General features: G+C 69.7%; 12 protein-coding genes. 5 read left to right on the forward strand and 7 right to left on the reverse strand.

Going from position 1 to position 18,093, the window contains the following annotated elements:
• Positions 1–2: 2 nt before the first annotated feature.
• The 3 genes from ligD to AWC03_RS00595 all read right to left on the reverse strand — a co-directional run bounded on the left by ligD (position 3) and on the right by AWC03_RS00595 (position 4,114).
• Positions 3–1,010, reverse strand: coding sequence for a non-homologous end-joining DNA ligase (gene ligD, locus AWC03_RS00585; RefSeq protein WP_085238583.1), 1,008 nt, complete (start codon positions 1,008–1,010; stop codon positions 3–5).
• A complete protein-coding gene (locus AWC03_RS00590) occupies positions 995–1,435 on the reverse strand; it encodes a ribonuclease FAU-1 family protein (protein ID WP_085238584.1) in 441 nt (146 codons plus the stop codon). Before AWC03_RS00590 ends, ligD begins: the two co-directional genes overlap by 16 nt.
• 75 nt (positions 1,436–1,510) lie before the next feature.
• The gene (locus AWC03_RS00595) at positions 1,511–4,114 is read right to left on the reverse strand and encodes an ATP-binding cassette domain-containing protein (protein ID WP_085238585.1); all 2,604 of its coding nucleotides are present in this window, start codon (positions 4,112–4,114) and stop codon (positions 1,511–1,513) included.
• Positions 4,115–4,302: 188 nt separating this feature from the next.
• Between AWC03_RS00595 and AWC03_RS00600 the strand changes: the two genes are divergently transcribed.
• From AWC03_RS00600 to AWC03_RS00610, 3 genes are all read left to right on the forward strand, one after another.
• Positions 4,303–6,342: a serine/threonine-protein kinase gene (locus tag AWC03_RS00600; protein ID WP_085238586.1), complete on the forward strand. Its 2,040-nt coding sequence runs from the start codon at positions 4,303–4,305 to the stop codon at positions 6,340–6,342.
• Positions 6,343–6,503: 161 nt separating this feature from the next.
• On the forward strand, positions 6,504–8,663 hold the full coding sequence (uvrB, locus tag AWC03_RS00605) for an excinuclease ABC subunit UvrB (protein ID WP_085238587.1): 2,160 nt from the start codon (positions 6,504–6,506) through the stop codon (positions 8,661–8,663).
• A 58-nt stretch (positions 8,664–8,721) separates the two neighbouring features.
• The gene (locus AWC03_RS00610) at positions 8,722–10,131 is read left to right on the forward strand and encodes an MFS transporter (protein WP_085238588.1); all 1,410 of its coding nucleotides are present in this window, start codon (positions 8,722–8,724) and stop codon (positions 10,129–10,131) included.
• Positions 10,132–10,195: 64 nt separating this feature from the next.
• Here AWC03_RS00610 and AWC03_RS00615 read toward each other — a convergent pair whose 3' ends face one another.
• A complete protein-coding gene (locus AWC03_RS00615; RefSeq protein WP_085238689.1) occupies positions 10,196–11,767 on the reverse strand; it encodes a mannosyltransferase in 1,572 nt (523 codons plus the stop codon).
• Between the two features lie 285 nt (positions 11,768–12,052).
• Here AWC03_RS00615 and AWC03_RS00620 point away from each other — a divergent pair, with 285 nt between their 5' ends.
• Positions 12,053–12,496, forward strand: coding sequence for a universal stress protein (locus AWC03_RS00620; protein WP_085238589.1), 444 nt, complete (start codon positions 12,053–12,055; stop codon positions 12,494–12,496).
• 69 nt (positions 12,497–12,565) lie between these two features.
• On the opposite strand, the gene AWC03_RS00625 is transcribed toward AWC03_RS00620, so the two are convergent.
• Entirely contained in the window at positions 12,566–13,252 is a 687-nt protein-coding gene (locus AWC03_RS00625) for an MBL fold metallo-hydrolase (RefSeq protein ID WP_085238590.1), read from the reverse strand.
• Positions 13,253–13,363: 111 nt separating this feature from the next.
• Here AWC03_RS00625 and uvrA point away from each other — a divergent pair, with 111 nt between their 5' ends.
• Positions 13,364–16,267 (forward strand): excinuclease ABC subunit UvrA, encoded by a 2,904-nt coding sequence (gene uvrA, locus AWC03_RS00630; protein ID WP_085238688.1) that lies wholly within the window; start codon positions 13,364–13,366, stop codon positions 16,265–16,267.
• A gap of 62 nt (positions 16,268–16,329) precedes the next feature.
• Here the strand turns inward: uvrA and AWC03_RS00635 are convergent, their stop codons facing one another.
• Positions 16,330–16,575 (reverse strand): hypothetical protein, encoded by a 246-nt coding sequence (locus AWC03_RS00635; RefSeq protein ID WP_085238591.1) that lies wholly within the window; start codon positions 16,573–16,575, stop codon positions 16,330–16,332.
• A 7-nt stretch (positions 16,576–16,582) separates the two neighbouring features.
• Entirely contained in the window at positions 16,583–18,064 is a 1,482-nt protein-coding gene (locus AWC03_RS00640) for an alpha/beta hydrolase (RefSeq protein WP_211279195.1), read from the reverse strand.
• Positions 18,065–18,093 lie beyond the last annotated feature (29 nt).

Raw genomic sequence — 18,093 nt, forward strand, 5'->3', positions numbered from 1 at the left:
GGTCAGGCCACGGTCTCGCGCACCACGTCGGCGGCATCTTTGTCCGTGCGAACTCCCAGATAACGCGGGTGGCGCAGCTTCCCGTCACGGGTCCACTCGGTGAAGCCGATCTGGACGACCAATTCCGGGCGCGCCCAATGCGCGTCGGGCTCCCGCACCAGACCGCGGCTGAAGGGTGGCGTGTCCCGCGTGATCGTCGACAGCCGCTCGTGCAGTCGGCGCAGCGTGGCGTCGTCGAAGCCGGTGCCCACCTTCCCGGCGTAGACCAGGTCGCGGCCGTCGTAATAGCCGAGCAGCAGCGCCCCCAGCTCGACGCGGCTGCCCTTGGGGCTGGTGTAGCCGCCGACCACGAACTCCTGGTCACGCACGCACTTGAACTTCAACCAATTCCTCGAGCGGCCACCGTCATACCTCGATTCGGCGAGCTTGGCGATCACCCCTTCGTCGCCACGTTCGCACGCCGCGCGGTAGGCGGCCAGACCGTCCCCCACCCGATGCGGGGTATACCGCAGCGGATCGCCGAACTCGATCGCCTTGCGCAGCAGCCGCTTACGCCACCGCAGCGGCGCATCCACGGTGGACTTGCCGTCGAGGTGCAGCAGGTCGAAGACGTAGTAGAAGACGCGCACCGGCGACGCCCGGGCCACCGCGGGGTCGGTGATGCCCAGGCGGGCCTGCAACCGGGCGAAGCTGGTGCGCCGCCCCTCGAAAGCCACCACCTCGCCGTCCAGCACGAAGCGCGTGCTGTGCTGGGCGGCGACCGCGTCGACCAGTTCCGGATAGGTTCCGTTGAGCGGCTGGCGGTTCCGCGACAACAGCCGCACCCGGTCGCCGTCGCGAAACGCCAGGCAACGCATGCCGTCGAACTTGCGCTCGAAGATCCAGCCCGGATCGGAGAACCGCTTGTCGGTCAGGGTGGCCAGCGTGGGGGACCGCCAGTCGGGCACCGGCTCGTCGTGCAGCGCCCGGCGCACCGCCTCGGGCAGATCCGCCCCTACGTCGCGCGCCACGTCAGCTCCATCCCCTGGCCCGCCAGCCAGCGGGAAAGGTCGTAGCCGTGGCCGGCCAGGCCCGCCACCGCGGCCACGGCGCACCGCACCGCCCGCTCGGCGACCTCCGGCGTCAGCAAGCCGTGGCGGACGGCCTCCAGCAGTTCGTCGACGTCGGCCAGCTCCGCGCCGTCGCCGGTGCGGACCTCGATGTCGAGGTAGTGGTCTTCCGAACGCCAGACATCGCGACCGGGGGTGTATTCACCCACGTCCAGGTAGTAGTCGAGTTGACGTTCATGGCCGGGATTGAAGTGAAAGACCGTGGCGCGCAAGCCGAGCGACGGCAGCAGCCACGACTCGAGGTAGTGGAACTGCACGCGGCCGGGCGTGGGCCTTGCCACGTACAGGCCCCACGGGCGGACCGCATAGTCGTCCACGGCCCGCACGATGCCCTTGGGATCGGTGTTGGTGCGGGCGAGGAGGTCGAACGTCTCGCGCTTGGGTGGATGGATGAGGCAATCCTAGCGTCGCAGCCGGATTCTCCAGCGCACAAAAGCGGCATAGAACAGCGATAACGCCGCCAGCATGCCCATGTCGAGCAGCCAGACCTTCGACGTGTGCCGCCAGAACCGGTCCTGGGACAGCAGCGAATCGGGCACCAGGTGCCGCAGGTCGACCGTCGACGCCGCCGCGGCGTAGCCCCAGCGCGCGGGCATCGCGAAGGACAGCTGGTCCAGCCCCAGCCGGCCGGTGACCGGGACCATGCCGCCGCAGAGCACCAGCTGGGCCATCACCGTCACCACGAACAACGGCATGATCTGCTCGCTGGAACGGACCAGCGACGAAATCGCCAGGCCCAGAACCGCCGAGGGCACACAGGTCGCCGCGACGGTCGCGAACAGTTCGGCGGTCGCCCCGACGGCCGAATGGCCGAGCAGCACGGCGCCCCGCGTGGGTGCGCTCTTGCCGATCACCACGATCGCGGTGACGACCGCCGACTGCAGGATCGCGAACCCGCAGAACACCGCCGTCTTCGCGAGCAGATACGCCGTGGTCGACAACCCGACCGCCTGCTCGCGCTGGAAGACGGGCCGTTCGCCGACCAGGTCGCGAATGGTCAGCGCGGTGCCCATGAACGCCGCGGCGGGCATCAGCAGGGCCAGGATCTGCGCTGCTTCGTCGGGAGTCCCGGCGTTCGCGCCCGGCAGGTGGAATCCGTTGGCGCCCGGGACGGTCAGCGACAGCGAACCCAGGATGAACGGCAACAGCGCCAGGAAGGCGAAGTAGGCACGGTCGGCGATTACCAGGCGGACCTGCCGCCGGGCGACCGTCGAAATCTGGCGCCGCACACTGGTATGCACCGGCTCGCCCAGGGCGCCCGGCTCACCGGCCTTGTCCGGCAACGGCTTCGACGGCCGCTTCTCGGCGTCCCGCCGCTCCACGAAGCGCCGGTTGGCCTCCTCGGGATCGGCGCCCACCCGGGTGAAGATCTTCGCCCAGTTGGTGGTGCCCATCGCCGCGCCGATCTGGTCGGGCGGGCCGCAGTAGGCCGTCTTGCCGCCCGGGGCCACCAGCAGCAGCTGGTCACAGGTGTCGAGGTAGGACAGCATGTGCGTCACCACGATCACCACCCGACCGGCGTCGGCCAGCTGCCGCAGCATGGTCATGACCTGGTGGTCGAGCGCCGGGTCCAGGCCCGAGGTGGGCTCGTCGAGGATCAGCAGCGACGGGCCGGTGAGCAGCTCCAGCGCCACCGACGCGCGTTTGCGCTGACCACCGGACAGCTTGTCCACCCGGGTGTCGGCGTGTTTGCTCAGGTCGAGCTCCTCGAGGACCTGCGCGACGACCTTCGCCCGGTCGGATTTGCCGGTGTCGGGCGGCAGGCGCAGTTCGGCGGCGTAGCCGAGCGCCTGGTTGATCGTCAGCTGCCGGTGCACCACGTCGTCTTGCGGGACCATGCCGATGCGGCTGCGCAGCGACGCGTACTCGGCGTGAATGTCGTGGCCCTCGAACGTGACCGAGCCGGAGCTGGGCGTGGTGTAGCCGGTGATGAGCCTGGCCAGTGTGCTCTTTCCGGCGCCCGACCCGCCGATGACGGCGGTCAGCGTGCCGGGGCGCGCGATCAGCGAGATGTCGTCGAGCAGTTGTTTGCCGTTGTCGACGACGTACTTGACGTTGCGCACCTCCAGGCCGCCGCCGCGCGTCGCGGCCTCGCTGCGTTCGGCCAGGGTGCCGTCGCGGAAAACGAGGTCGACGTTGCCGATGGTGACGACGTCGTCGTCGGTCAGGATCGCCGACCCGACGCGGGTGCCGTTGACGAAGGTTCCGTTGATGCTGTTGTCCCGGATCTCGGTGCCCAGCGGCGTCTGCACCAACGTCGCGTGCCGGCGGGAGGCCAGCACGTCGGGGACGACGATGTCGCACTCGGCCGCGCGGCCGATCGTCAGGGCGCGGGTGCCCGCGGCCGCCGACGAGCGCGGGGAGAGCAGCTTGACGAAGCGCGTCGACAGGGTCGACACGTCGGCCGTCTCGGCGTCGACCACGGTGAATTCGGCGGGCGGCGTCGAGCCCGGCGGGGACGGCGGTCCGGCGTGCACGACGGTGGTCCGCTCGTCGGGGGGCGCGGCGCGCAGCGGGCTGTGCGGCGCCTGGCGGGCCGGTGAAATGCGCTGCCTGCGCGGGGGATCCGGCGGCCCGGCCGGCTCTGGCCGGCGGGTGCGATTCGTTTGCTCGGGCAACGCCGACCACGCCAGCGTCGGCGGCCCGGGCTGCGGGACCGGCCGGGTCCGGCCCGGCCGGTCGGTGTAGCCCTGTTGCGGCCCGACGGCGAAGGTCAGCCGCGGTCCCCGCGGATTGCCGACGTGAATGCTCTGACCGTCGTGGACGTCGATGACCGGCATCCGATAACCGTTGAGGTAGGTGCCGTTCAGCGAGCCGTTGTCAATCGCCAACCAGCGGCCCTGATCGAAACGCACGATCAGGTGGGCACGCGAGATGCGCGGATCGTCGATGCGCATGTCGGCCTGCATGTCGCGGCCGACGACCACTTCGTGGCCGGCGGCGAAGGATCGTTGGTACCCGTCGTGCCGGATCGTCAGGATGGGCGGGGCGGGGCGGGTCACTATTCAAGTATCGGTGCGCGCGTGGGTGCTTTCCGTTGAGGCGCCTGTGATTTCGCTATGTTTCGGCGGCGGGCACTCATAGCCGTTTCATAGCTTGGTGAGGCGAAGCCCCCACCGGGATCCGGCATGATCTTGAACGTAGGGGGAGACTGCCCGCGCGCCGGGGCGGCTAAGAGGGGGTGAAGTGATCGATGGACGAGGACAAGGACGCCACCCGGCGCATCGGCGCCGGGCGCCGGTTGTTGAGCAACCCGGGTCAGGCCCGCGCGGCGCTGCGCGCGGGCCTTCACTCCGTGCCCGCGGTCACCCTCGCCCACCTGTTTCGTCGCATCCCGCCGGTCAGTTCGGCCCCGAGCGCGCCGGCCGAGGCGGCGTCGCGGCCCGGCAAGGGCGACGGTTCCCGCCCGGCGATCACCGGCGGGGCGCCGTTCGCGGGGTACACGATCTTGCGCCAGCTGGGCGCCGGGGGCATGGCCGAGGTGTATCTGGCGCTGCATCCCCGGTTACCCCGTCGTGACGTCATCAAGGTCCTGGCCGAGGCGGTCACGGCCGACCCCGAGTTTCGCGAAAGGTTCAACCGGGAGGCCGATCTCGCCGCGACGCTGTGGCATCCCCACGTCGTAGGCGTGCACGACCGGGGGGAATTCAACGGTCACCTCTGGATTTCCATGGACTACGTCGAGGGCACCGACGCCTCCCGCCTGGTGAAGGAGCGCCACCGCGACGGGATGCCGATCGACGAGGTGCGCGCCATCGTGCACGCCGTCGCGGGCGCACTCGATTACGCCCACGACCGGGGGCTGCTGCACCGTGACGTCAAACCGGCCAACATCCTGCTCACCCACCCCGATGACGGTGACCGCCGAATCCTGTTGGCCGACTTCGGTGTCGCACGCCACCTCGGTGACATCAGCGGGATCACCGAGACGAACGTCGCCGTCGGAACGGTGGCCTACGCCGCGCCGGAACAGTTGACGGGGTCCAACATCGACGGGCGCGCGGACCAATACGCTTTGGCCGCAACGGCTTTTCATCTGCTCACCGGTGCGCCGCCGTTTCAGCATTCGAATCCGATCGCGGTGATCGGCCAGCACCTGCACGAGGAGCCGCCCCGGCTCAGCGATTGCCGACCGGAGCTGGCCCACCTCGACGGGGTGTTCGCCAGGGCCCTGGCCAAACACCCCGAAGAACGGTTCGAGCGGTGCCGCGCGTTCGCCGCCGCCGTCTGCGAGCCATTCGACGACCTCGCCGCAGCCGGCCCGCGCGGGATGTCGCCGGCGTCGCGGCGCGGCGTCGTGGCGACGATGCACCACCGGCTGTCCGCGCGGACGCGGTGGGCGGTCGGGCTGGTGTGCGCGATGCTCATCGCCGTGGCGGCCACCTGGTCGGCGCTGTACTCATTCGAGCCGGACACGCCGCCGAGCACCCCCGCGCTCGCGTCCAAACCGTCCGTCCCCGCGCCCAGCGCCGCGCCGGCCGGCTCCGGCGGACCCGTGCTCAACGGGACCTACAAGCTGGACTACGACCAGAGCAGGCGCACCACCAACGGCGTCGCGATCCGCCACGACGGCCCGGCCACCGGGTGGTGGGCCTTCCGTTCCGCGTGCACCGCCAACGGGTGCGCGGCCACCGCGGGACGGCTGGACAACGCCACCCATCAGACGGCCGCCGGCCAGACGGACACCTTGCGTTTCGTCGGGAGCTACTGGCAGGGCGCCCCGCAACTGGACCGGCTGGGCTGCACCCCGCCCGACGGGCAGGCCCAGGCCAGCCAGCAGGAGACCCTGGCGCGGTCGCTGGCGCCGCAGGCCGACGGCAGCCTGCGCGGCACCGTGACCGAGACCGTGCTGACCAACGAGTGCGGCGCGCAGGGCGCGGTGGTGCGGGTGCCCGTGGTGGCCACCCGGGTCGGCGACGTGCCGGCCGGGGTGAACCTGGGCGACCCCGCCCAGGCCGTCAGCGCGTCGACGGCGGCAGCGGCCCCGGCGCCGCCCATCCTCGGCGCGGTGTGCGGCGACGTCGGCAAGCTGGCCTACGACCCCACCAACAGCGAGCAGATCGTCTGCGAGGGCAACAGCTGGGCCAAGGCCCCGATCACGATGGGCGTGCACGCCGCCGGCAGCTCCTGCGACCGGCCGGGCACCTCGGTGTTCGCCATGACCACCTCGAACGACGGTTATCTGCTGCAGTGCGATCCCGTCACCCGGACCTGGACCCGTCCGGGGGGATAGGCGGCGGAGTTGGCTACCAATAGGTGACTCGCGAACGTGATATCGGCCGCGCTATCACGTTCGACGGTCGTCTTGTCCTTCTGAACCGGTACTCATGTGACGGGTGTGGCTGCCGCGGCCAGCTCCCGACACTTGTCGGTACACGGCTCTACCCTGGTGGCATGGCTTTCGCCACGGAACATCCGGTGGTCGCACATTCGGAATACCGCGCGGTCGACGAGGTCGTGCGGGTCGGCGGCCACTTCGAGGTCGTCAGCCCGTACGCGCCCGCCGGCGACCAGCCGGCCGCCATCGACGAGCTGGAACGCCGCATCAGGGCGGGTGAGCGCGACGTGGTGCTGCTGGGCGCGACCGGCACGGGGAAGTCGGCCACCACCGCCTGGCTCATCGAGCGGCTGCAGCGGCCCACGCTGGTCATGGCGCCGAACAAGACGCTGGCCGCACAGCTGGCCAACGAACTGCGAGAGATGTTGCCGCACAACGCGGTCGAGTACTTCGTGTCGTACTACGACTACTACCAGCCGGAGGCGTACATCGCGCAGACCGACACCTACATCGAGAAGGACAGCTCGATCAACGACGACGTGGAGCGGCTGCGGCACTCCGCGACGTCGTCGCTGCTCTCCCGGCGCGACGTGGTCGTGGTGGCCTCGGTGTCGTGCATCTACGGTCTGGGCACGCCGCAGTCGTATCTGGACCGGTCCGTGGAACTCGGCGTGGGCACCGAGGTGCCCCGCGACGCGCTGCTGCGGCTGCTGGTCGACGTGCAGTACACCCGCAACGACCTGTCCTTCACCCGGGGCTCGTTCCGGGTGCGCGGTGACACGGTCGAGATCATCCCGTCCTACGAAGAGCTGGCGGTCCGTATCGAGTTCTTCGGCGACGAGATCGAGGCGCTGTACTACCTGCACCCGCTGACCGGCGACGTGATCCGCCAGGTCGACTCGCTGCGCATCTTCCCGGCCACCCACTACGTCGCCGGTCCGGAGCGGATGGCCCACGCCATCTCGACGATCGAGGAGGAGCTGGCGGGGCGGCTGGCCGAGCTGGAGGGCCAGGGCAAGCTGCTGGAGGCGCAGCGGCTGCGGATGCGCACCAACTACGACATCGAGATGATGCGCCAGGTGGGCTTCTGCTCGGGCATCGAGAACTACTCGCGCCACATCGACGGCCGTGGCCCCGGCTCGCCGCCGGCGACCCTGCTCGACTACTTCCCGGAGGACTTCCTGCTCGTCATCGACGAGTCCCACGTCACGGTGCCGCAGATCGGCGGCATGTACGAGGGCGACATGTCCCGCAAGCGCAACCTGGTCGAATACGGGTTCCGGCTGCCGTCCGCCTGCGACAACCGCCCGCTGACCTGGGAGGAGTTCGCCGACCGGATCGGGCAGACGGTGTACCTGTCGGCCACCCCGGGGCCCTACGAACTCAGCCAGGCCGGCGGCGAGTTCGTCGAGCAGGTCATCCGGCCGACCGGCCTGGTGGACCCGAAAGTCGTGGTCAAGCCGACCAAGGGCCAGATCGACGACCTGATCGGCGAGATCCGCAAGCGCACCGACGCCGACGAGCGGGTGCTGGTCACCACTTTGACCAAGAAGATGGCCGAGGACCTCACCGACTACCTGCTGGAGATGGGCGTTCGGGTGCGCTACCTGCACTCAGAGGTCGACACGCTACGTCGCGTGGAACTGCTCCGCCAGCTACGCCTGGGCGAGTACGACGTGCTCGTCGGCATCAACTTGCTGCGCGAGGGCCTGGACCTTCCGGAGGTGTCGCTGGTGGCGATCCTGGACGCCGACAAGGAGGGCTTCCTGCGGTCCTCGCGCAGCCTGATCCAGACCATCGGCCGCGCCGCCCGCAACGTGTCCGGCGAAGTGCACATGTACGCCGACTCGATCACCGACTCGATGAAGGAGGCGATCGACGAGACCGAACGGCGCCGGGCCAAGCAGATCGCCTACAACGAGGCCCACGGCATCGACCCGCAGCCGCTGCGCAAGAAGATCGCCGACATCCTCGACCAGGTCTATCGCGAGGCAGACGACACGGAAACGGTCGGGATCGGCGGGTCCGGGCGCAACGCCTCCCGGGGCCGGCGCGCCCAGGGCGAACCGGGCCGCGCCGTCAGCGCCGGCGTCTTCGAGGGCCGCGACACGACCAGCATGCCGCGCGCCGAACTGGCCGACCTGATCAAGGACCTGACCGAGCAGATGATGGCCGCCGCGCGTGACTTGCAGTTCGAGCTGGCCGCGCGCTTCCGCGACGAGATCGCCGACCTGAAGAAGGAACTGCGGGGGATGGACGCCGCCGGCCTGAAATGAGTTTGCTGGCAGCACATCTCGGATTGGCGGCCCCGAAGACACCCCATACGGTAGAAGGGTGACCGACACCGTGACCGTCACCGGCGGCTGGAATGAGCTGCTGGGGCCGAGGTATCTGCGGACCTCCATCCTGCTGGCCGGTGGGGTGGCGCTGTATGCCACCAACGAGTTCCTGACCACCAGCTTGTTGCCCAACACCATCGCCGAAATCGGCGGGAGCCGGCTCTACGCCTGGGTGACGACCCTGTACCTGGTCGGGTCGGTGGTGGCGGCGGCGATGGTCAATCCAATGCTGCTGCGTGCCGGGGCGAGGTCGTCCTACCTGACCGGACTGGCCGTGTTCGGGGTGTCCAGCCTGGTTTGCGCGTCGGCGCCGAACATGCAGGTTTTGATAGCTGGGCGCGCCCTGCAGGGGGTGGCCGGTGGTCTGCTGGCCGGCCTCGGCTACGCGGTCATCAATTCCGCCCTGCCGCGTACCCTGTGGACCCGCGGGTCGGCGCTGGTGTCGGCGATGTGGGGCGTGGCCACGGTGGTCGGGCCCACGACGGGCGGCCTGTTCGCCCAGCTCGGCTTGTGGCGATGGGCCTTCGTGGCGATGGCGGCGCTGACCGGCTTGATGGCCATGCTGGTGCCCGTCGCACTGACCCGTTTCACGCCCAGCGCCGCCATGCCGCCGATGAAGGTGCCGGTGCGCTCGCTGCTGCTGATCGGCGCCGCCGCGCTCGCGGTCAGCGTCGCCCAGATCCCGCGCAACACCCTGGCGACGTTCGCGCTGCTCGCCGCCGGCATCGCGCTGGTGGGCGTGTTCGTGGTCGTCGACTGGCGCATGCACACGGCGATCCTGCCGCCCAGCGTGTTCGGCCCCGGGCCGCTGAAGTGGATCTATCTGACCATGGGCGCACTGATGGGCGCCGCGATGGTCAACACCTACGTGCCGCTGTTCGGCCAGCGGCTGGCGCATCTGACCCCGATCGCGGCCGGGTTCCTGGGGGCCACGCTCGCGCTCGGCTGGACGGTCAGCGAGATCCTCAGCGCTTCGCTGGAGAGCCCGCGCACGATCGGGCGGGTGATCGTGGCCGCGCCGATCGTCGCCGCCTCGGGGCTCGCCCTGGCCGCGGTCGCACGGCGCGGCGACGCCTCGACCTGGACGGCCGCGCTCTGGGCGGTGGCGCTGCTGGTGGCCGGGACCGGGATCGGGATGGCCTGGCCGCATCTGTCGGCGCGCGCGATGGCCTCGGTCGACGACCCCGCCGAAGGGAGCGCCGCCTCGGCGGCGATCAACACCGTGCAGCTGATCTCCGCGGCGATCGCCGCCGGGCTGGCCGGGGTGGTGGTCAACACCGCCAAGGGCGGCGACGGGATGGCGGCGCACTGGCTGTTCACGGTGTTCACCGCCCTGAGCGCCGCCGGTGTCGCGGTGTCCTACGGCGCGACCCGCGGCGTGCGCGAGACGCAGCCGGTCGGCTAGCCAGCTCTGCATACCCGTCAACTACCCGGGAAATGGCGGTTCACGCCGTCGGCAAAGCCGCAAATCAGCGCGTGGACTTCACCACCTGCGAGTAATGGAACTGCCAACGTTCGACAATGTGGAACCCGAGGTAACTCGGGAATCGATAAGCGGGTGCGCGCCCGAAAGCGGGACCCGGCGGCAATGACGGCCCGGATTGGTGGTCGGGCAGCGACGATTCTTTATTGGTGATGGTCCAGATTGCGGGGCATTTGTTGATTTTTGCGGTCGTCAGCCACACGGCGACGTGGCCGTCCCACAGGGTCCCAACCTTGGGCCCGTACGCCCCGCGCTCGACGTCGATCAGCGACCGGAAGGCCGCCGGCCGGGTGGCCAGCAGGGCGCGGATCGGCCCGGGTCGCCACGGCACGGTGTTGTCCACCATCAGGCAGTCGCCGGGGGCGGCGTGGGAGCCGATCAGGTCGGCCACCTGGCTGTAGTCCCAGCCCTCCTTGGCGTACGGCCAGCGCTGGATGAACAGGTAGTTCGGCACCGCGGCAAGGGCGCAGGCCAGCACCACGCCGGTGATCGGCCAGGGCCTGCGGGCGAGGGTGACGATGCAGACGGCCAGGACGACGGCCATCGCGGGCGCGGTGAAGATCAGGTAGCGCGGGTAGTAGATCGGCTCGTTGACGGCCGAATAGATCACCACGAGCGCGGTGGGGATGACCAGCCACGCCGCGCAGACGATCAGCAGCGTGCGCACGTCGCCGGCCGGGGGGCGAACCCCGGCCAGCCGGGCCGCGGCCGCCGCCACGATGAGGACGGCGGCGCAGATGGCGAACGGAACGCTGTGGTCGAAATACTGGCGCAGGATGATGTCGAACGCGTAATGCCAGCTGACCGGGTAAATCCAATTCACCTGCCACACCTGGCCATGCGCGAACACGATGAACGGCGTCATGGCGGCGACGGCCACGGCGGAACTGATCGCCCACCGAATCACCGGAGCTTTCCGCGCTTTCCGCGGCGCCAGCAGCGGCACCATTACGGCGTAAACGGGCACCAACAGCACCATGTTCAGGTTGAGCAGAATCGAGAGCATCAGCGCCAGCGCATAGCAAACCCACAAGCGCGTGCTGTTGCGCCGGACGGCGGCGACCAGCAATACGGTGAGCCAGATCGCCGCGGCGGCCGCGAAGGCGTACGGTCGCGCCTCCATGCCCGCCCAGGTGGTGCGCGGCAGGATGGCGAACAGCACACCTGCGCAGACCGCGACCGGCCGGGTCGAGAACTGCCGGGTGAACACCGTGACGCCGGCGGCGGCGGCGCCGATCGCCAGGGCGCTGGGCGCCCGCGACCAGAATTCGGTCGGCGGAAACAGCGCGAACCACCCGTGCATCACCACGTAGTACAGCCCGTGGACGGCGTCGATGTGGCCCAGCAGGCGCCACAGCTCCGCCAGCGTCCGGCTCGCCGCGGCGGAGATGGTCGCGCCCTCGTCGAACCACAAGGAGGGCCGACAGGCCCAGGCGCCGCTGACCACAGCCGCGAACGCGGCGATCGCCCACGGGTCGAGCAACCGGCCGGCCGGACGCGGGGGCGCCGGCTCCTCGACTCGGTCCGCGACGCGCTGTTCGACGGTGGGCATGGACATGATGATTGTCACTGTAAAGCTGAATCGCGGAGCCGCGTCACGAATCGTGGGCGGCCAATTTGTCCCCGGCGTCCCCAATCCGCGAAAAACCGCGTTATGCAACGCTTTCCGCCCCGGACCCGCACATTTGAATGTTTTGTCACAGGCGATATTGTCCGTTGACGCGGCGTTGCCCCGCAAATTGTGGACACGCCGCGCCACGCGGTGTCGCTAATCTGTTCCCTCTGCAACGGGCAAACGCGATACTGTCTTGGGTTGGCTGACCAACCGAAACTGGGAGGGTAAATGGGCGCCTATCAGACTGTGGTGGTGGGAACCGACGGCTCGGACTCGTCAATGCGTGCGGTGGACAGGGCGGCGCAGATCGCCGGGCCGGACGCCAAGCTCATCGTCGCCTCGGCGTACCTGCCCCAGCATGAGGACACCCGGGCCGCCGACGTCCTGCGCGACGAGAGCTACAAGGTGTCCGGCACCGCGCCGATTTACGCGATCCTGCAGGACGCCAAGGAGCGTGCGCACAAGGCCGGGGCCAAGAACGTCGAGGAGCGCCCGATCGAAGGCGCCCCGGTGGATGCGCTGGTCAAGCTGGCCGAGGACGAGAAGGCCGACCTGCTGGTCGTCGGCAACGTCGGGCTCAGCACGATCGCCGGCCGGCTGCTCGGCTCGGTGCCGGCCAACGTCTCACGCCGCGCCAAGGTCGACGTGCTGATCGTGCACACCACGTCCTAGCTCGAGGCCCGGTGGTGGCGACCCGCGTCGCCCGGCTACGCCGCGCTCGCGATCGCCACGGGCCCGGCCTCACCAACCCCGCTCGCGCCACTCGCCCAGGTGCGGGCGCTCCGCGCCGAGCGCCGTGTCGTCGCCGTGGCCGGGGTAGATGACGGTGGAGTCGTCGTACACGTCGAACACCCGGGTGGTGACGTCGTCGAGCAGCTGGGTGAAATCGCCCGCCTGCCAGGTCTTCCCGACGCCGCCGGGGAACAGGCAGTCGCCGGTGAACAGCTGGGTGACCCCACCCGTCGCGGGGCCGTCGAGGGCGAGGGCGATCGAGCCGGGCGTGTGTCCGCGCAGGTGGATGACGTCGAACCGCAGCTCGCCGATTTCCACGGTGTCGCCCTGGGCCAGCAAACGGTCCGGTTTGACCGGCAGCCCCTGGGCGTCGATCTCGTTCGCGGCCGTCGGGGCGCCGGTGGCCGCCGCCACGGCCTCCAGCGCCTGCCAGTGGTCGAAGTGCTGATGGCTGGTCACGATCAGCGACAGCTTGGGCGCGTACTCACGGATCAGGCCGATCAGGGTGTCCGCGTCGTTGGCGGCGTCGATCAGCAAGGTCTGCCCGGTCGCGGAACATGTCACCAGATACGCGTTGTTGTCCACAGGGCCCACGGATGCCTTTAGGATCGTGGCGCCGGGTAGGGTCCGGCGCGCCGCGGTACCGGGGTCGACGTGTCCGGTGTAGTTGTCGCTCACCTTGTCGGGGGCAGTCATAGCGGCCACGTTACTGGTCAAACGTTGCTTGTCGGTATGGGCACCTAGCATGGAATGCGCCGTGCGCATCAACGGCTGCAGCACCTAGAAGATCCACTGAGAGAGGGCAGCGTGGCTGACCGCCTGATCGTCAAGGGCGCCCGCGAACACAACCTGCGGGGCGTCGACCTCGACCTGCCGCGCGACGCGCTGATCGTCTTCACCGGGCTGTCGGGATCGGGGAAATCGTCGCTGGCGTTCGACACGATTTTCGCCGAGGGGCAGCGCCGGTACGTGGAGTCACTGTCGGCCTATGCCCGCCAGTTCCTCGGGCAGATGGACAAGCCGGACGTCGACTTCATCGAGGGCCTGTCGCCGGCGGTGTCCATCGACCAGAAGTCGACCAACCGCAACCCGCGTTCGACCGTCGGGACCATCACCGAGGTGTACGACTACCTCCGGTTGCTCTACGCGCGCGCCGGCACGCCGCACTGCCCGGTCTGTGGCGAGCGGATCGCCCGTCAGACGCCCCAGCAAATCGTCGACCAGGTGCTGGCGATGCCGGAGGGCACCAGGTTCCTGGTGCTCGCCCCGGTGGTGCGCACGCGCAAGGGCGAGTTCGCCGACCTGTTCGAGAAGCTGAACGCGCAGGGCTACAGCCGGGTGCGGGTCGACGGCGTGGTGCACCCGCTCACCGACCCGCCCAAGCTGAAGAAGCAGGAGAAGCACGACATCGAGGTGGTGGTGGACCGCCTGACCGTCAAGGCCTCGGCCAAGCAGCGGCTCACCGATTCGGTGGAGACCGCGCTGAACCTCGCCGACGGGATCGTGGTGCTGGAGTTCGTCGATCACGAACACGACGCCCACAACCGCGAGCAGCGCTTCTCCGAGAAGCTGGCCTGCCCCAACGGGCATGCGCTGGCGGTCGACGACCTGGAGCCGCGGTCGTTCTCGTTCAACTCGCCCTACGGCGCATGCCCCGAGTGCACCGGCCTGGGCATCCGCAAGGAGGTCGACCCCGACCTGGTGGTGCCCGACCCGGAGCGCACGCTGGCCGAGGGCGCGGTGGCGCCCTGGTCGACCGGTCACACCGCGGAGTACTTCACCCGGATGATGGCCGGACTCGGCGACGAGATGGGCTTCGACGTCAACACCCCGTGGCGCAAGCTGCCGGCCAAGGCGCGCAAGGCGATTCTCGAGGGCTCCGACCACCAGGTGCACGTGCGCTACCGCAACCGCTACGGCCGAACCCGTTCCTATTACGCCGATTTCGAGGGCGTGCTGGCGTTCCTGCAGCGCAAGATGGCGCAGACCGAATCCGAGCAGATGAAGGAGCGCTACGAGGGCTTCATGCGCGACGTGCCGTGCCCCGAATGCGAGGGGACCCGGCTCAAGCCGGAGATCCTGGCGGTGACGCTGGCCGCGGGGGACAGAGGCGCGAAGTCCATCGCGGAGGTGTCCGAGCTCTCGATCTCGGACTGCGCGGACTTCTTGAACGCGCTCACCCTGGGGCCGCGCGAGCAGGCGATCGCCGGGCAGGTGCTCAAGGAGATCCAGTCGCGGCTGGGCTTTCTGCTCGACGTGGGGCTGGATTACCTGTCGCTCTCGCGCGCGGCGGCCACGCTGTCCGGCGGCGAGGCGCAGCGCATCCGGCTGGCCACCCAGATCGGGTCCGGCCTGGTGGGCGTGCTGTACGTGCTCGACGAGCCGTCCATCGGGCTGCATCAGCGCGACAACCGTCGGCTCATCGAAACCCTCACGCGGCTAAGGGATTTGGGCAACACGCTGATCGTCGTCGAACACGACGAGGACACCATCGCGCACGCCGACTGGATCGTCGACATCGGCCCGCGCGCCGGTGAGCACGGCGGGCGGATCGTGCACAGCGGAACCTACAGCGAGTTGCTGGCCAACACGGAGTCGATCACCGGCGCCTTCCTGTCGGGCAAGGAGTCCATCGCGATGCCGGCGATCCGGCGTCCCGTCGACCGCAAGCGCCAGCTCACGGTCGTCGGCGCCCGCGAGCACAACCTGCGCGGCATCGACGTCTCGTTCCCGCTGGGCGTGCTCACCTCGGTGACCGGGGTGTCCGGCTCCGGCAAGTCGACGCTGGTCAACGACATCCTGGCCACGGTGCTGGCCAACCGGCTGAACGGTGCCCGGCTGGTCCCAGGGCGCCACACCCGGGTGACGGGTCTGGACCACCTGGACAAGCTGGTGCGGGTCGACCAGTCGCCGATCGGCCGCACGCCGCGGTCCAACCCGGCCACCTACACCGGAGTATTCGACAAGATCCGCACCCTGTTCGCGGCCACCACGGAGGCCAAAGTCCGTGGCTACCAACCGGGCCGGTTCTCGTTCAACGTCAAGGGCGGTCGCTGCGAGGCGTGCACGGGCGACGGCACCATCAAGATCGAGATGAACTTCCTGCCCGACGTGTACGTGCCCTGCGAGGTCTGCCACGGCGCGCGCTACAACCGCGAAACCCTGGAAGTGCACTACAAGGGCAAGACCATCTCCGAGGTGCTGGACATGTCGATCGAGGAGGCGGCGGAGTTCTTCGAGCCGATCACCGGCATCCACCGCTACCTGCGCACGCTCGTCGACGTCGGCCTGGGCTACGTCCGGCTGGGCCAGCCGGCCCCGACCCTGTCGGGCGGCGAGGCCCAGCGGGTCAAGCTGGCCGCCGAACTGCAGAAGCGCTCGACGGGGCGGACCATCTACATCCTGGACGAGCCCACCACCGGGCTGCACTTCGACGACATCCGCAAGCTGCTGACCGTCATCAACGGCCTGGTCGACAAGGGCAATACGGTCATCGTCATCGAACACAACCTGGACGTCATCAAGACGTCGGACTGGATCGTCGACATGGGGCCCGAGGGCGGCGCCGAGGGCGGAACCGTGGTGGCCGAGGGCGCGCCGGAGGACATCGCCGCGGTGCCCGAGAGCTACACCGGGAAGTTCCTGGCCGAGGTCATCGGCCGCGCCGCGCCGCCGCAGCGGTCCGGCCGGCGGCGCAAAGTCACCGCCTGAGCCCGGCGTCCGTCGCGACACTGAAACGTCGTACACGACACGCCGAAAAGTGCTGCCGCCGTTTATGTTTCGTGGCCGTCGCGCCGCATGGATTCGCGGATCTGGGCCAAGCGCTCGGCGGCCGCGCGTTCGCGTTCCTCGTACTGTTCCTCGACCGTCCGGCCCTCCGCGGACTCGGCATCGAGCTCGGCGGCACCCTCCGCCGTGGCGTAGCGGCCTTCGATCTTCTCTCGGACGGATTCGAAGGTCGGCACGCCGTCGGCGTCGTACCCGTCATCGGGTGTGCTCGGTTTCTCAGGCGTCGGCACGCTGGCGCTACCGCCGGGCGGGGGAATGGTCGGCCCGGACGACGACCGGGGTGGGCGGCGCGGGCGGGGGAGTGCCGGGCAGTGCGGTCCGTGCGATTCCGGGCGTGCCCAGCCGGCCCGCCAGCCACGGCAGCGCGGCGGTGAACGCCCGGTCCGCGAACGGCCAATCGTGCTTGCCGGGCTGGGGCACCACCGCGCAGTCGATCCCGTTCGCCCGCCCGAGCGCACACAGCGAATAGGCGGCCGCCGTCTGGTTGCCGGGGTCGGCGGCGGCCTCCCGGCCGGCGAGACGGATCGCGCCGATGTCGGCGCCGGGCAGGTCGCGGCGCGGCGCCGGCGGCCCCTCGGAGGAGATCGCGAACCAGCCGGCCACATCGCTGTACGGACCGTGCCGGCTGATCACCGTGGTCGGGTCGAAGGCCGCCCACGCGTCGGCGTTTCCGCCGAAGAGCCGGGCGATGCTCTGGGCCTTGTTCCCGGCATTCGGGAAGAAGTCGCCGGCGACGTCGACGAAAGCGCTGAACATGTCGGGGTGCATGACGGTCAGGTCAAGGGCGCAGGTTCCGCCCATCGACCAACCGGCGATGCCCCAATGGGTCCGGTCACCGCTGACGCCGAATTTGGAAACCATATACGGCACAACGTCTTTGGTCAGATGGTCGGCGGCGTTGCCGCGGACGCCGTTGACGCATTCGGTGTCGTTGTTGAAGGCGCCACCCGAGTCGACGAACACCAGGACCGGCGCCTTGCCGTCGTGGGCGGACGCGAAGTCGTCGATCGTCTTCACGGCGTTGCCCGCGCGCATCCAGTCGGCGGGGGTGTTGAACTGGCCGCCGATCATCATTACCGTGGGCAGCGCCGGCGGCGGGCTGCTGGTGAACCATTCGGGCGGCAGGTAGACCAACTCGCCGCGGTGTTTGAAATGGGATGCGTCGGAAGGGATCACGACGGGCACCACGCTGCCGTGCGGCGGTCGGGCCCGTTTGGCGGCCATGGCGGTGACGGTGGCCGGGTCCGTCTGATCGGGCAGCGGTCCGGAGGTGACCTGGTTCCACGCCGCCTGCACGGTGGGGAAGTAGCCGACCCACAGGTTGAGCACCAGCGCGGCGCACAGGGCGCACAACGGGACGGCCAGCAGCCCGGCCCCGCGCCGCCAGCCCGCAGCGCCGCGCCACCCCAGGACCAGGACCGCGAGGGCCGCACCGGTCAACGTGATCCACAGCCACAGCGAGGGCGGCGCGGGATCGTCGGACAAGCCGCGGTCCACGACGTACCAGTGCGCCAGGTAGGCGACGACGGCACCGGCCAGCGCAGCCGCCGGCAACCACACCGTCCGCCACCGCCGGGTCCGCCAGCCGACGGCCAGCGTCAGCACCACCGCGGTCACCACCTGGATCGTGGTGGGCAGCCAGCCGTGCATGAGGGACGTGTGACTACTTGCCAGCAACTGCGTCGTGGGGTCGGTCGTCGGCGCGGTCACGGCATTCATTGTGAGGCATCGTTAACCGGCCCGGAACA

This window comes from Mycobacterium europaeum (assembly GCF_002102155.1).
Lineage (GTDB): Bacteria > Actinomycetota > Actinomycetes > Mycobacteriales > Mycobacteriaceae > Mycobacterium > Mycobacterium europaeum.

Excerpts from the sequence above, each read along its gene's own strand:
- AWC03_RS00600 (WP_085238586.1), top strand. The coding sequence starts at position 4,303 with ATGGACGAGGACAAGGACGCCACCCGGCGCATCGGCGCCGGGCGCCGG.
- uvrB (WP_085238587.1), top strand. The coding sequence starts at position 6,504 with ATGGCTTTCGCCACGGAACATCCGGTGGTCGCACATTCGGAATACCGC.
- AWC03_RS00615 (WP_085238689.1), bottom strand. The coding sequence starts at position 11,767 with ATGTCCATGCCCACCGTCGAACAGCGCGTCGCGGACCGAGTCGAGGAG.
- AWC03_RS00620 (WP_085238589.1), top strand. The coding sequence starts at position 12,053 with ATGGGCGCCTATCAGACTGTGGTGGTGGGAACCGACGGCTCGGACTCG.
- AWC03_RS00625 (WP_085238590.1), bottom strand. The coding sequence starts at position 13,252 with ATGACTGCCCCCGACAAGGTGAGCGACAACTACACCGGACACGTCGAC.
- AWC03_RS00640 (WP_211279195.1), bottom strand. The coding sequence starts at position 18,064 with ATGAATGCCGTGACCGCGCCGACGACCGACCCCACGACGCAGTTGCTG.